We start from the raw sequence: 12,591 nt of genomic DNA, 5'->3' as shown, positions 1-12,591 counted from the left end.
TCTAACAGAATGGCCCAAATCAAGGTTTTTGGTAAAAGTCTTATGATATAACCATCCCAGATTATTTTCTGCCGAAACTGACAAAAGAGGGCTAAGCTTTGAATTGAGCTGCCAAATGGTGAACCTGGTTCCATTCCTGCGGGTACGGGGGCAAGATAGTCGGTTTGACAGCAGGCGCAGTGACCGCCATAACGCTCTACGCCGCTCACGATTGGGCGAATTGGTGGTAGTTAAATTTTGTCATAGACGGATTGCAATTTTTGGGCTCTGGCAGTTACTGTTGCTCCACACTGGGGGCAACTTTTAAGTTGAGCGATCGTGATTTGGTCGGGTTCGGGATGTAGGTATCTTCCCCCTCCTGCTCTGCCGATGCTTTTTTGTCTTTTGAGTCCTTCTCTTTTCGATGGCTTGATGTTGGGCTTGAATCCTTTTGATGGTGGAGTGCTGGAATTCGAGCTGGTTTTAGTAGGGGATGAGTCTGGTTTTGATTCGTCAGTGGTTAATGCTGCGCGCAGTTTTTGGATTTCCTGCCGTAGGTCTACTATCAACGCGTCTTTTGCCTCGTCCGATAGTTGTTTTAGGTCAGGGAGTTTTTTCATTCCTTTATCTAATGTCTATCTAGTCTTCTTGTCAAGAGGGTTGAGCAATTACGTTCTGTTTTTCTGTTAAAGGCAAAGATGGTAGAGTCAATGGGTTAACTTGCAAGAACTTGTCTAGCATATTTTTTATTTATAAAAAATAAACGATTTCATAAAAGCAGCGAACATAACCAATGTAATATTAATACCTAATCGCGATCGAAAGACTCTCCAATCCATTGCATAGAAATCATAGTACAGCGACCTCGAACGCTTCAAGTATCCCGTCCAAAGCGCCCATGCAATTTGGGAAGCCCTACTCAACCAGATCTCCCGCGTAACAAGGGAACTGAGGCTGAGCAAACAATGCGCCTAGCCCCCCATCACTCCATCAATTAGTAGAAGCAGCCAACTCAGCCAAACGTTCCTGCTGATCCTGAGAAATGCAAGTTTGAATAATCCCCTCAATATCTCCTTCCAAAACACTATTGAGCGAGAAATTTTCCCCCAAACGGTGGTCGGTAGCCCGATTGTCCTTATAGTTGTAAGTGCGAATTTTTTCCGATCGCGAACCAGTACCAACCTGAGCCAAACGTCGCGACTTCACCTCATCCTGCTGCTCCCGCAACTTCATCTCATAGAGCTTAGCCCGCAAAATCTGCATCGCCCGCTCCTTATTCTGCAACTGACTGCGCTCCTCAGTACAGAAAATCCGAATTCCCGTCGGCTTGTGAAACAAATCCGCAGCAGTTTCCACCTTGTTCACGTTTTGGCCGCCAGCACCGCCCGATCGAGCTGTACTCATCTCAATATCCTTCGGATCGATGTGAATCTCCACATCATCAACCTCCGGCATCACAGCCACCGTCGCCGTCGAAGTATGCACCCGGCCGCCAGCCTCAGTCACAGGCACCCGCTGCACCCGGTGTACTCCAGCCTCAAACTTCAGCTTGCTGTAAACGCTGTCGCCTGTAATTTCCAGAATCACCTCTTTAAAGCCGCCCATTTCCGCCAGCGACTCGCTCACCAACTTCACCTGCCAGCCTTGAGTTTGAGCGTAACGGGAATACAGCCGCAGCAAATCTCCAGCCCAAATACTAGCCTCATCTCCGCCAGTACCCGCCCGAATTTCCAGCATAATATTCTTGTCATCGTTCGGGTCGCGGGGGAGCAGCAAAACCTTCAAACGACTTTCCAAATTCTCCAGCTTCGACTCAAGTTCCTGAACTTCCAGCGCAGCCATTTCTTGCATATCTCGATCGCCCGCGGCTTCCTTGAGAACCTGTCGCGCGCCCACCAAATCTTCCTGAGTGGTTTTCCACAGAGCAAAAGTATCGACCACTTCCTCCAAGGACGATCGAGCTTTCGCTACCCGTTGAAACTCTTGATTGTCCCTAGCCACATCCGGGTCAGCCATGCGGCGAGTCAACTCGTTAAAAGTTTGCTCTACCGACTTCAATTTATCCAGCAAATAAGATTCAGCCATTGTCAGTTGTCCTTTGTCAATCGATTTTAGATTTTAGATTTTAGATTTTAGATTTTAGATTTGAAGAACAGTTGGGATAGAATCTCGATCGAACTCAACTGCCTGCATAGCAAGTCTTCAATCTAAACTCTCCAATCCGAGGGCGGATCGATTTTAGATTTTAGATTTTAGATCTTAGAACTGAAGAGCACTTAGGATAGAATGTCGATCTAACTTAACTCGATCGAACTCAACTGCCTGCATAGCAAGTCTTCAATCTAAAATCTAAAATCCGAGGGCGGTAAGTTGTCGGTAGAAAGAACTACTCTCAACAAACTGCGGACAAATGACAATCCGGCTACTTCTTCTTTTTGCCTTTACCAGCAGCCTTAGAAGCATCTGCTTTCGGCTCTTCCATTTTCAGCGGCCCAGACGAAGCATCTGCCTTCGGCATTTCTACCTCCGTCATGCCGTATTTCCGCATAAAGCGCTCCACACGACCTTCAGTATCAATAATCTTCTGAGTGCCAGTATAAAAAGGATGATTTCCCGACCAGACATCAACTTGAAGCTTTGGTCTAGTTGAACCCACAGTCATCACAAGTTCGCCGTTGCAATAAACCTGAGATTCGGGATACCACTCAGGGTGAATGCCATCTTTTGCCATTGTTTTTTACTCTCTAATTTTTGACTTTACAACCATTTTAGCTGCTGCAGGACTTGTACACCAACAACAGCACGAATTTTGCCTTATATCTGTTGGAACCAGGAATCAGGAATCGGAAATAAACTTCAAAAAAAGGCAGATAAAATCTGGATAGATAATTTTTGCCTTTTCCTTCTTGCTTCTTCCCTCGATTACCGCTTCGAGTATTGAGGAGCTTTCCGAGCTTTCCGCAAACCGTACTTTTTCCGTTCTTTTGCCCGCGGGTCGCGAGTCAAATAGCCCTCAGTCTTCAGAGGCTTGCGGTTGTCCGGGTCTAATTGACAAAGTGCTCTAGCGACACCCAAGCGAATCGAGTCAGCCTGACCTGTCAAGCCACCGCCTTCGACTTTTACCAAAATGTCGTACTCATTTTCCAGACCCAAAGTTTCCAGAGGGGCCTTAGCGAGAGCCAAATAAGTAGGGTTGAATTGCAGGTACAAATCCCCCTCTTTACCATTGACAGTCAGTATGCCAGTGCCGGGAACCAAGCGCACCCGCGCTACTGAACATTTGCGGCGACCGGTACCCCAGTACACAGCGCGGCCGGTATCTGTTGCTTGCATTAGTCATTTCCTCCCGGAATCGTGTGAACAATTAACTCTTCTGGTTTTTGAGCTTGGTGCGGGTGGTTTGGGCCAGCGTACACCTTCAGCTTAGTAAACAATTGTCTGCCTAGAGAAGTGTGAGGCAGCATTCCCCGTATAGCTTCTTCCACAATTCTTTCGGGCAAACGTGCTTGCAATTTGGCAAAAGTTTCTGTTTTCATTCCGCCCGGTCTTCCAGAATGGCGGCGGTAGATTTTCTGGGTGCGTTTTTTGCCAGTAACAGCTATTTTGTCAGCATTGATGACTATTACGAAGTCGCCGGTATCCATAGAAGGAGTGTAAGTCGGTTTGTGTTTCCCCCGGAGGTACATGGCAACTTCAGTTGCCAGACGGCCCAGCCGCTGGTCTGCGGCATCGACCACGTACCACTTGTGCTCTAGGGAGTCTTGAGTAGGGACGTAAGTTTTGTTCATTGTTTGTTCTTAGTTGTCTATTAACTGTTAACTGTTGTTAGTTGTCAGTTGTCAGTTGTCAGTTGTCAGTTTTTAATTGTTAGTTGTCCTTAGTTTTTTATTAGTAGTTACCTAATGACTAATGACTAATGACTAATGACTAATGACTAATGACTAATTTTGGCTGGGTGTCGTACCAGACCTCTGGGGGAAAGGGAAATTCTGAATAGCCAACCCGCAGCAGGCACAAACCTTGAGCGGGAGCGGCATATTTTACCATTTCTCGGCGTTCGTTGACCCAGATATCTGTGAAATTGTCGATCGGCCTTTCCCCGCGACCCACCTGCACCAGCAACCCCACCAGCAGCCGCATCATCCCGTACAGAAACCCGCTCGCCTGAACCTCAATATAGACAAGAGGCCCAGAACGGTGACACTCTGCCGCTTGTACGTTCACCCAGGAATGGGGGCGGGCAGATCCTGCGCGGTGGAAAGCAGCCAGGTGATGCCGCCCGATTAGCGGTGTCAAAGCTGTCTGAATCAAAGATTCATCCACAGGGGCGTGATAGCAGTGCCAAGCAAAAGGACGCACAAACAAATTAGGGGTCGGGTCTGTATAAAGGGTGTAGCGATAGCGTCGCCAACTGGCTGAGAACCGAGCGTGCCAGGTAGGTTCCACCTTTGCCGAAGCTCGAATTAAAATATCTTTTGCCAGTCGAGAGTTGAGAACGCTTGCCCAGCGGTGAGCCGGAATTGGGCCCTGGGCATCAAAATGCGCTACTTGAGCAGCAGCGTGAACTCCCGCATCGGTTCTCCCAGCAGCGTGCAGCGTTACCGGGCGTTCCAGAACAGTCGATATTGCTGTTTCAATTTCTTCTTGTACTGTACGCTGGTTCGGCTGTCGCTGCCAACCGTGAAAGTTAGTGCCGAGGTATTGGATTACCAGAGCAACGCGCTGTATCGATTGGGGATTTTCGATTGGGGATTTTCGATTGTCAGTCATAAATCACAAATCTCCAACCCAAAATGGAATTAAACCAGTTCAACGATCGCCATTTCGGAATTGTCTCCTTGACGGGGGACAGTTCGTACTACCCGGGTGTAGCCCCCGTTGCGCGAGCCGTACCGTTCTTGTGCCGCCTCAAACAAGGCGTGTACTAACTGTTTATCGTAGATATAGCCCATAGCTTGGCGGCGAGAGGCCAAGGAGCCATCTTTGGCGAGGGTAATCATCCTGTCCGCCTCTGAGCGCAGCGCTTTGGCGCGGGCGAGAGTGGTAGTGATTTTACCGTGGCGGATTAATTCGGTGGTCAGCGAGCGCAGTAGGGCGCGGCGCTGGTCAGCCGGTTTGCTGAGTTGGGGAACGCGACAGCGGTGACGCATGGCAGTTGGTAATTGGTAATTGGTAATTGGGCGCCGGGATAGTCCGCGAGTTTTGAGCGGTGAATTCTTTAACTTAAAAACTCACCTACTTAAAATTCAGAACTTTTTTACCCGTTACCCGTTGATTAACTTTTAGCTGATTTTTCCTGTGGCAAAGTAATGCCCAAGCGTTTTTGTAAAGCTTCAATCACTTCTTCTGCGGACTTCTGCCCGAAATTCTTGATCTCGAGCAAGTCTTCTTGGGTATAATCCAATAAGTCTGCGACTGAGTTGATCTGAGCCCGCTTGAGACAGTTGTAAGCCCGGACGGACAACTGCAATTCTTCGATCGGAATTTGGCTGGTAGGATCGGCTTCACCGGGATACTCTGGTTTGAGAGAATCTTGGGTGATGTCTTTGAGAGGTGCAAATAAATCTACCAGGATGTGGGCAGATTGACTCAAAGCTTCTTGAGGAGTCACGCTGCCATCAGTCCAGATTTCCATAATCAGCCGGTCTTTCTCGACCGTGCCGCCTACCCTAGCATCTTCAACGCTGTAGTTGACTCTGCGAATCGGCATAAAGATGGCGTCAATTTGGAGAAAATCCAAAGCCGACCCATCATCGCGACTGCGGTCTACTGCTCGGTATCCGATGCCTTTTTCAATTCTGAATTCCATTTCCAGAACAGAGCCGGGCGAGAGAGTTGCAATGTACTGGGAGCGATCGATCAATTCCACCTCTGAGGGCAAATCGAATCGATCGGCCGTAACGGTGACGGGCCCCTCAATCCGCAACCTGCCGATTTGCGGCTGCTGAGAATGAGTTTTGAGGACGACCTCTTTCATGTTCAGGAGAATTTCTAGAACATCCTCGCGTACCCCTTCGATCGTGGCAAACTCGTGATTGACCCCCGCGATTCGGACTGAAGTTACTGCCGTTCCTTCCAAATTTGACAGCAGAACTCGCCGAAGCGCATTCCCAACAGTAGTTCCCTGACCGCGATCGAGCGGTTCCAAGACAAATTTTCCGTACTGACTGCGGTCTTTGTCAGTGTTAGACTCTATACATTCAATTTGAAACTGCGCCACGGAGTGACCTCCCTTTTCCACTTTGGATTTTTGATTTTGGATTTTAGATTGCAGAGCATACCCCTGAACGGATTTCGGATTTTGGATGGACGGGGCAACAGTTAGAACCATTAGTTTTTGACTTTAAGCAGTTAGCCAATATCCAAAATCTAAAATCTAAAATCTCAAATCGTTTTAGACTCTACGCCGCTTGGGAGGGCGACAGCCGTTGTGAGGAATTGGGGTAACATCTCTAATCAGGGTGATTTCCAGTCCCGCCCCTTGCAGCGCCCGAATTGCAGTTTCTCGACCTGCTCCGGGCCCGCTCACCATTACTTCTATTTGGCGCATTCCTTGGTCGTTGGCTCTGCGGGCAGCACTTTCTGCTGCTGTTTGAGCTGCAAAGGGAGTCCCCTTCTTAGCTCCTTTAAAACCGCTGGAACCTGCCGATGCCCAGGATATTACTTCGCCGTTGAGGTCGGTAATAGTTACAATCGTGTTGTTAAAGGTAGACTGGATGTAGCCTACCCCATTGGGTACATTCCGTTTCTGCTTTTTTGCACCAGATTTCTTGCCTGTTTGTTGTCGCGCCATATTAGTCTCTTTAACGTTTCTCTCAACTAATGTTCCGAAGCGCTAGGAGCCAGCAGCCCCCAGCGTATTTTTCCCAAAAAGATGTTACTTCTTGGAAGGTGCCTTTTTCTTGCCCGCAACTGTTCGGCGGACACCGCGACGGGTTCTGGCGTTGGTACGGGTCCGTTGTCCCCGCACCGGCAGACCCAAACGGTGACGCCGACCGCGATAAGTTCCGATGTCCATCAGGCGCTTGATGTTCATTGACTCCCAGCGCCGGAGGTCTCCTTCGATTTGGTATGTGGTTTCTACATGAGCCCGCAGAGCTGTCACGTCGGCCTCTGTTAAATCCTTGACGCGAGTGTCAGGATTTACGCCTGTTGCAGCAATAATTTTTTGGGCCCGCGACAAGCCTATTCCGTAAATGTATGTCAGACCTATTTCGACGCGCTTATCGCGTGGAAGGTCTACCCCGGCAATCCGTGCCACACTTTTTGTCTCCCTAGTTTTCCTGTTTGGCTACAATGTTCAATTAGGATGCACCTGCGTGCAGTGCCCAATCTTCTTTTTTTCTAACCTTGGCGCTGTTTGTGTTTCGGGTTAGTGCATATCACCATCACTCGACCGCGACGGCGGATGACGCGACATTTCTCACAAATTTTTTTGACAGATGCTCGAACTTTCATCTTTCTTCCTGCCTGGAGAACCCCGCTCTACCGGAGAGCAGGCACGCTGGGACTGCCCGTAGAGCGGTGGGAGGAGAGGCTGGGCAAGGTGTAGGCCTCTCCTCGATTAAATTGTATAAAGTGCGGGTTGTTTCATGAAGGAGCCCGCTTGCACCCACTCCCATTGCTGGGGTAAAGTTCGCCTGCGCCAGAGTGTTGGCGAGCAATACTTTTACGGCGTAGCAATGACTTAACCCGGTACACCGGTGGGTTGTTGACGCCCTTCTCGGCAACACTACAAACGTAGCATTATAGCATAAATTTGGCGCTTTTTACCAAATTCTCTCTAATTAAACTTAGAATTAGTTTTTAGAAAGTTTTATCTAAGCCTATTTTTTCCGAAGGCGATAAGTAATCCGACCTTTGGTCAAGTCGTAGGGAGTCAATTCGACTTTGACGCGATCGCCAGGCAGAATTTTGATGTAGTTGCGGCGGATCTTGCCGGAAATGTGAGCCAGCACGTTAAACCCATTATCTAGGTCAACGCGAAACATCGCATTGGGCAGGGATTCCGTCACCGTCCCTTCCATTTCAATTAAATCTTGCTTAGACAATTTGGTATTTACCTCAACTCTACATTTGATTAACTAGGAGTATCCCGGCGTTTACCTCAAAACCTATTGACTGGTAAGGGTCAAACGGGAACGGGGGGGCAAAAATTCGGGCGACTCGATCGATTTCTTGACTCAACAAACCGCTTGCTTTAGCTTTACTTGAGTAAAGTTGTGGCAATTAGTATCGAGTTCAATCCCGGAACTAGCAACCCTCACAAAACCTGATAGCACAAAAAGCTCCTAGTTAACATATCTTAGCAAAAGCTTGTGAGTAACAAGCTGTATTGAGACGGTTCAAGAGTCGCCCGAGAGAGCTTGTTGCAGTTGTGCTGTGACTGATTCCATCGCTCGATCGCCATCAACCGCAACTAACTGTTCGCGGTTTCTGTAAAACTCAATCAAAGGTTCAGTTTGCTCGCGATAAACTTGCAACCGGCGGCGGATTGTTTCCTCATTGTCATCTTGGCGACCCCGCGACAACAGGCGAGCCACCAAAATATTGTCAGGAACGTCCAAATTGACAGCTCTGAGATCGCAGTCCTTTCCAGACGAACTTACCCCACCCCCAACCTCGCATAGCAGTTTGTCAAAAAAAGCTGCCTGCGCGACTGTGCGGGGAAAGCCGTCAAGGATCCAGCCAGCACGAGCATCTGACTGATTCATACGTTCTTGCACGATATCCATCAATAACTCGTCAGGAACTAACTCTCCCCGATCCATGTAGGATTGTGCCTTTTGACCCAAGTCCGTTTTGGCAACTACGCAGGCGCGTAGGATGTCACCGGTAGAAATGTGGGGTATTTTCCAGAGAGCTGATAAAAGCTGAGCCTGAGTTCCCTTTCCTGCCCCTGGAGGCCCCATAAAAATCAAGTGCATTGCGATTACTTCACCATTCCTTCATATCGTTGGGAGATGACGTAAGTTTGAATTTGCTTAGCAGTTTCGATCGCTACACCTACTAAAATCAGTAGGGAAGTTGCGCCAAAACCTCTAAAAGTTTGCACTCCGATCGCGCTTTCTACAGCAGTTGGTACAATGGCCACCAGACCGAGAAATATCGCTCCCAAGAAAGTCAAACGGTTCAAAACCTTCTCCACATAATCGCTGGTTTTCTGGCCCGGACGAATTCCAGGAATGCTGGCGCCCATTTTCTTCAAGTTCTGAGACATATCTACGGGGTTGACAATCAACGAAGCGTAGAAATAGCTGAAGAACAGAATCAAAGTCAGATAAAACAGCGCGTAAGCCCAAGGCGCCGGCCCGTTCGGACTCAAAACATTAGCAACTTGAACCAAAAATGGGTTATTGAGAGACTGAGCGAGGAAAGAAGGCACAATCAAAACCGAAGATGCAAAAATAATCGGCATCACTCCGCCTTGATTCAAGCGCAGGGGCAGATAGCTCCGGCTCTCCCGATAAACTTTGCGGCCGACTTGGCGGCGGGCCGAAATAATCGGAATACGACGAGTACCTTCCTGAACAAAAACAATCCCAACAATCGTCACCAAAAAGACCAGCAGCAGAACGACTACACGGCCCACAACTTGCGTGTCCCCACTTTGAGCCAATTCAAAAGTTTGTCCCAAAGAACGTGGCAAAACCGACACAATGTTGATAAAAATCAGCAGCGACGCTCCGTTCCCGATACCTCGCTCCGTTACCACTTCCGATATCCACATCACAAACATTGAGCCGGCCGTCAGGGCCAAAGCAGTTTGTGCTATGAATAAAGGCGCCGGAGCTTGAGCAAAAGGGCTGACCCAAATCGCAATGCCCACGCTTTGCAAAATTGCCCAGCCCAAAGAAACGTAGCGAGTAATTTGAGAAATCTTGCGCCGCCCTGCTTCCCCTTCATTTTTCTGCAAGTCTTCTAAACTTGGCAGAGCCGCAGTTAGAAGTTGCACGATAATTGAAGCATTAATGTAGGGCAAAATCCCCAGCGCGAAAATCCCCAAAGCTGACAAGCCGCCTCCTGAGAACAAATCCAAAAAGCCAATTAAAGGGCTATTTTGGACGTTTTGGGCAAAGGCGACTCGATCGATGCCGGGGACTGGCAAGTGGACACCCAGGCGTACTAAAATCAGTAAGCCAATGGTTACGAGGATGCGGCCTCGCAAACCAGCAGCTTGAGCCATCTGCATGAACGTCTCTTGTGCAGTTGGCGCTTTCTCTCTACTAACGTCCATAGTTACGATTTTGGATTTTAGATTTGGGATTTTCGACTAAATCATTTTCTGATAGCAAGCTTGAGGATTTGAGATTTGGACAGACTCTCAAACCTCAAATCTTTACGCAACTAATTCGCAACTTCCGCCGGCGGCTTCAATTTTGGTGCGAGCACCTGCGGTAAAAGCCGAGGCGCGCACTTGCAAAGGCACATTCAGTTCGCCATCTCCTAAGATTTTCAGCGGCCCGTCGTCTGTGGTGACAATTTTTGCTTGGATCAAAGAAGCGAGAGTAACTTCTGTGTTTGCTGGCAGCGATGCTAATTTACTTACATTAATGGTAGTGTACTCTTTGCGGTTCACTAAAGGGAAGCTTTTCAGCTTAGGCAGACGGCGGTAAAGAGGATTTTGACCACCTTCAAAACCGGGTCTAGTGCCGCTACCGGCTCTAGATTTTTGACCGCGCATCCCTTTGCCGGAGCTCGCGCCTTGACCGGCAGAAATACCTCTGCCCAAGCGTCGGGGGCGCTTTTGGGAGCCTGCTTTGGGTCGGGCGTCTTGCAATCTCATAGTTTTAGTAATTGGTAATTGGTAATTGGTATTTAGAGAGCGGGTGCGCAGTAGTTTTGAGTGCGTGAGTTTTGAGTTGCGGATTTTTTTATTCTCAACGCAAGCACTTAACACTCAAAACTTACAGTTTCCCATTCTCTATGCCCTAACCGTAGAGGTTTTCTACTGGAATTCCGCGTTCTTGAGCAACTTCGGACAATGTGCGGAGGGTGGAGAGGGCGTTGACTGCTGCTCGGGCGTTGTTTAAAGGATTTCCAGAACCTAGCTGTTTTGCCAAGATGTTGCGGACTCCTGCTAGTTCGAGAACAGTTCGCACTGCTCCCCCTGCAATTACCCCGGTTCCCGGAGCGGCCGGACGCATCATGACTTTTGCTCCGCCACCGTCACCGTTGATGGGGTGAGGGATGGAGTTAGCTTTGGTTAGGGGGACTTCAATTAGGTGCTTTTTGCCGTCAGCGACGCCTTTTTTAACGGCACCGATTACGTCGCTAGCTTTGCCGACTCCGACTCCAACTTGACCGCGTTCGTTGCCGATAATGACTATGGCGCGGAAGCTGAGTTTTTTACCGCCTTTGACTACTTTAGTAACGCGGCGGATCTGAACGACCCGTTCTTGCCATTCGGATTCTTTTTCGCGCGTTTTGTTGCCGCTGCTTTTTTTCTTGTTGCGCTGTTCTTTTTGTTCTGCCATAGTTTTGTCTTGTGGGAATTGAGGATTAGTAACTGGTAGTCGGGAATGAGGAATTAACGATGAGGAATTAAGAATTTTATTGATTCCTTCTTCCTTCTTCCGACTTCCATCGGACTTCTTCCTTGTTCCTAAAAGTCTAACCCGGCTTCGCGAGCTGCCTCTGCGAGGGCTTTGACGCGACCGTGATAGAGGTTGCCTCCGCGATCGAATACTACTTTGACTATGCCAGCGCTGGAACAGCGTTTGGCAATCAACTGACCGACTTGCACGCTCGCGGAGCAGTTGGCACCAGAACTGAGAGTTGACTTCAATTCGGGATCGAGGGTTGACGCAGCAGCCAAAGTGTGCTGTGCCGTGTCGTCGATTACTTGGGCGTAGATGTGCTGATCCGATCGAAATACCGCTAGTCTGGGACGTTCGGAGGTGCCGAACACCTTGCGCCGCACCCGGCGGTGTCTGCGCTGGACTGATTCTTTGCGAGTAAGCTTCATTGTTACTTCTTACCTGTTTTGCCTGTTTTACCAGCTTTGCGCCGGACGACTTCGCCGCTGTAGCGAATGCCTTTGCCTTTATAGACTTCGGGCGGACGCACCGCGCGGATGCGGGCTGCTGTATTGCCTACGAGTTCTTTGTCAATACCGGAGACAATGACGTTGGTGTTGCCTTCAACTGCCATTGTGATGCCTTCTGGAGGAGGCATTTCCACCGGCTTGCTGTAACCGACGTTTAAAATCAGGTTCCGTCCTTGAACCTGTGCCCTATAACCTGTGCCGATAATTTCCAGGCGCCGCTGAAAACCTTGGGATACACCTTCGACCATGTTGGCGACTAGGGTGCGGCACAAGCCGTGCAGTTGTCTGGCGACGCGAGATTCGTCTCGGCGGGTAACGAGTAAAGTCTCGCCTTCGAGTCCCATGAGGATTTCGGCTGGGATAACTCGGGAAAGTTCACCTTTAGGACCTTTGACGGCTACTTTTTGACCGTCTAGGGTGATGGTGACTTTATTGGGAATGCTAATCGGACGCTTGCCAATTCGCGACATAGTTTTTTGTCCTTTGTTTTTAGTTATTAGTCCTTGATTATTAGTCTTTAGTTATTAGTCCTTAGCGATCGATTTTTGAGTTTGTTGCCCGCG

The 12,591-nt window shown here is 48.9% G+C and carries 19 protein-coding genes; all 19 read right to left on the bottom strand.

What is annotated here, in order from left to right:
- Positions 1-230: 230 nt before the first annotated feature.
- Positions 231-599: a hypothetical protein gene (locus E5S67_RS21485; RefSeq protein ID WP_172190412.1), complete on the bottom strand. Its 369-nt coding sequence runs from the start codon at positions 597-599 to the stop codon at positions 231-233.
- Between the two features lie 370 nt (positions 600-969).
- Positions 970-2,064, bottom strand: coding sequence for a peptide chain release factor 1 (gene prfA / locus E5S67_RS21480; protein WP_172190411.1), 1,095 nt, complete (start codon positions 2,062-2,064; stop codon positions 970-972).
- Between the two features lie 337 nt (positions 2,065-2,401).
- Positions 2,402-2,710 (bottom strand): 50S ribosomal protein L31, encoded by a 309-nt coding sequence (rpmE, locus tag E5S67_RS21475; protein ID WP_006634974.1) that lies wholly within the window; start codon positions 2,708-2,710, stop codon positions 2,402-2,404.
- 191 nt (positions 2,711-2,901) lie between these two features.
- On the bottom strand, positions 2,902-3,312 hold the full coding sequence (gene rpsI, locus E5S67_RS21470) for a 30S ribosomal protein S9 (protein ID WP_106147490.1): 411 nt from the start codon (positions 3,310-3,312) through the stop codon (positions 2,902-2,904).
- On the bottom strand, positions 3,312-3,767 hold the full coding sequence (rplM, locus tag E5S67_RS21465) for a 50S ribosomal protein L13 (RefSeq protein WP_172190410.1): 456 nt from the start codon (positions 3,765-3,767) through the stop codon (positions 3,312-3,314). The genes rpsI and rplM overlap by 1 nt, the downstream gene beginning before the upstream one ends.
- Before the next feature lie 139 nt (positions 3,768-3,906).
- A complete protein-coding gene (gene truA / locus E5S67_RS21460; protein WP_172190409.1) occupies positions 3,907-4,749 on the bottom strand; it encodes a tRNA pseudouridine(38-40) synthase TruA in 843 nt (280 codons plus the stop codon).
- A gap of 29 nt (positions 4,750-4,778) precedes the next feature.
- Positions 4,779-5,129 carry a 50S ribosomal protein L17 gene (gene rplQ, locus E5S67_RS21455; protein WP_006634978.1) on the bottom strand — a complete coding sequence of 117 codons (351 nt, stop codon included), beginning with the start codon at positions 5,127-5,129 and terminating at the stop codon, positions 4,779-4,781.
- A 125-nt stretch (positions 5,130-5,254) separates the two neighbouring features.
- A complete protein-coding gene (locus tag E5S67_RS21450; protein ID WP_332958426.1) occupies positions 5,255-6,199 on the bottom strand; it encodes a DNA-directed RNA polymerase subunit alpha in 945 nt (314 codons plus the stop codon).
- Positions 6,200-6,373: 174 nt separating this feature from the next.
- Positions 6,374-6,772 carry a 30S ribosomal protein S11 gene (gene rpsK, locus E5S67_RS21445; protein WP_006634980.1) on the bottom strand — a complete coding sequence of 133 codons (399 nt, stop codon included), beginning with the start codon at positions 6,770-6,772 and terminating at the stop codon, positions 6,374-6,376.
- An 84-nt stretch (positions 6,773-6,856) separates the two neighbouring features.
- Positions 6,857-7,240: a 30S ribosomal protein S13 gene (gene rpsM / locus E5S67_RS21440; RefSeq protein ID WP_006634981.1), complete on the bottom strand. Its 384-nt coding sequence runs from the start codon at positions 7,238-7,240 to the stop codon at positions 6,857-6,859.
- A gap of 83 nt (positions 7,241-7,323) precedes the next feature.
- Entirely contained in the window at positions 7,324-7,437 is a 114-nt protein-coding gene (gene rpmJ, locus E5S67_RS21435; RefSeq protein WP_015178722.1) for a 50S ribosomal protein L36, read from the bottom strand.
- 368 nt (positions 7,438-7,805) lie between these two features.
- Positions 7,806-8,030, bottom strand: coding sequence for a translation initiation factor IF-1 (gene infA / locus E5S67_RS21430; protein ID WP_006276978.1), 225 nt, complete (start codon positions 8,028-8,030; stop codon positions 7,806-7,808).
- A gap of 19 nt (positions 8,031-8,049) precedes the next feature.
- On the bottom strand, positions 8,050-8,208 hold the full coding sequence (locus tag E5S67_RS32600) for a hypothetical protein (RefSeq protein WP_216670625.1): 159 nt from the start codon (positions 8,206-8,208) through the stop codon (positions 8,050-8,052).
- Between the two features lie 116 nt (positions 8,209-8,324).
- Positions 8,325-8,906, bottom strand: a complete 582-nt coding sequence (locus E5S67_RS21425) for an adenylate kinase (RefSeq protein WP_172190408.1) — start codon at positions 8,904-8,906, stop codon at positions 8,325-8,327.
- Between the two features lie 5 nt (positions 8,907-8,911).
- On the bottom strand, positions 8,912-10,216 hold the full coding sequence (secY, locus tag E5S67_RS21420; protein WP_172190407.1) for a preprotein translocase subunit SecY: 1,305 nt from the start codon (positions 10,214-10,216) through the stop codon (positions 8,912-8,914).
- A 102-nt stretch (positions 10,217-10,318) separates the two neighbouring features.
- On the bottom strand, positions 10,319-10,765 hold the full coding sequence (gene rplO, locus E5S67_RS21415) for a 50S ribosomal protein L15 (RefSeq protein ID WP_172190406.1): 447 nt from the start codon (positions 10,763-10,765) through the stop codon (positions 10,319-10,321).
- A 145-nt stretch (positions 10,766-10,910) separates the two neighbouring features.
- A complete protein-coding gene (gene rpsE, locus E5S67_RS21410; RefSeq protein WP_172190405.1) occupies positions 10,911-11,456 on the bottom strand; it encodes a 30S ribosomal protein S5 in 546 nt (181 codons plus the stop codon).
- Between the two features lie 128 nt (positions 11,457-11,584).
- A complete protein-coding gene (rplR, locus tag E5S67_RS21405; RefSeq protein WP_172190404.1) occupies positions 11,585-11,947 on the bottom strand; it encodes a 50S ribosomal protein L18 in 363 nt (120 codons plus the stop codon).
- A 2-nt stretch (positions 11,948-11,949) separates the two neighbouring features.
- The gene (rplF, locus tag E5S67_RS21400) at positions 11,950-12,498 is read right to left on the bottom strand and encodes a 50S ribosomal protein L6 (RefSeq protein ID WP_172190403.1); all 549 of its coding nucleotides are present in this window, start codon (positions 12,496-12,498) and stop codon (positions 11,950-11,952) included.
- Positions 12,499-12,591 lie beyond the last annotated feature (93 nt).

This window comes from Microcoleus asticus IPMA8 (genome assembly GCF_013179805.1).
Classification (GTDB): Bacteria; Cyanobacteriota; Cyanobacteriia; order Cyanobacteriales; family Microcoleaceae; genus Microcoleus; species Microcoleus asticus.
Note: the sequence above shows the minus strand (reverse complement) of the source record. Positions and strands in the feature narration are given on the sequence as shown.

Bases quoted from the DNA above. Each gene is read 5' to 3' on its own strand.
- E5S67_RS21485 (WP_172190412.1), bottom strand. From the start codon at position 599: ATGAAAAAACTCCCTGACCTAAAACAACTATCGGACGAGGCAAAAGAC.
- prfA (WP_172190411.1), bottom strand. From the start codon at position 2,064: ATGGCTGAATCTTATTTGCTGGATAAATTGAAGTCGGTAGAGCAAACT.
- rpmE (WP_006634974.1), bottom strand. From the start codon at position 2,710: ATGGCAAAAGATGGCATTCACCCTGAGTGGTATCCCGAATCTCAGGTT.
- rpsI (WP_106147490.1), bottom strand. From the start codon at position 3,312: ATGCAAGCAACAGATACCGGCCGCGCTGTGTACTGGGGTACCGGTCGC.
- rplM (WP_172190410.1), bottom strand. From the start codon at position 3,767: ATGAACAAAACTTACGTCCCTACTCAAGACTCCCTAGAGCACAAGTGG.
- truA (WP_172190409.1), bottom strand. From the start codon at position 4,749: ATGACTGACAATCGAAAATCCCCAATCGAAAATCCCCAATCGATACAG.
- rplQ (WP_006634978.1), bottom strand. From the start codon at position 5,129: ATGCGTCACCGCTGTCGCGTTCCCCAACTCAGCAAACCGGCTGACCAG.
- rpsK (WP_006634980.1), bottom strand. From the start codon at position 6,772: ATGGCGCGACAACAAACAGGCAAGAAATCTGGTGCAAAAAAGCAGAAA.
- rpmJ (WP_015178722.1), bottom strand. From the start codon at position 7,437: ATGAAAGTTCGAGCATCTGTCAAAAAAATTTGTGAGAAATGTCGCGTC.
- E5S67_RS21425 (WP_172190408.1), bottom strand. From the start codon at position 8,906: ATGCACTTGATTTTTATGGGGCCTCCAGGGGCAGGAAAGGGAACTCAG.
- secY (WP_172190407.1), bottom strand. From the start codon at position 10,216: ATGGACGTTAGTAGAGAGAAAGCGCCAACTGCACAAGAGACGTTCATG.
- rplO (WP_172190406.1), bottom strand. From the start codon at position 10,765: ATGAGATTGCAAGACGCCCGACCCAAAGCAGGCTCCCAAAAGCGCCCC.
- rpsE (WP_172190405.1), bottom strand. From the start codon at position 11,456: ATGGCAGAACAAAAAGAACAGCGCAACAAGAAAAAAAGCAGCGGCAAC.
- rplR (WP_172190404.1), bottom strand. From the start codon at position 11,947: ATGAAGCTTACTCGCAAAGAATCAGTCCAGCGCAGACACCGCCGGGTG.
- rplF (WP_172190403.1), bottom strand. From the start codon at position 12,498: ATGTCGCGAATTGGCAAGCGTCCGATTAGCATTCCCAATAAAGTCACC.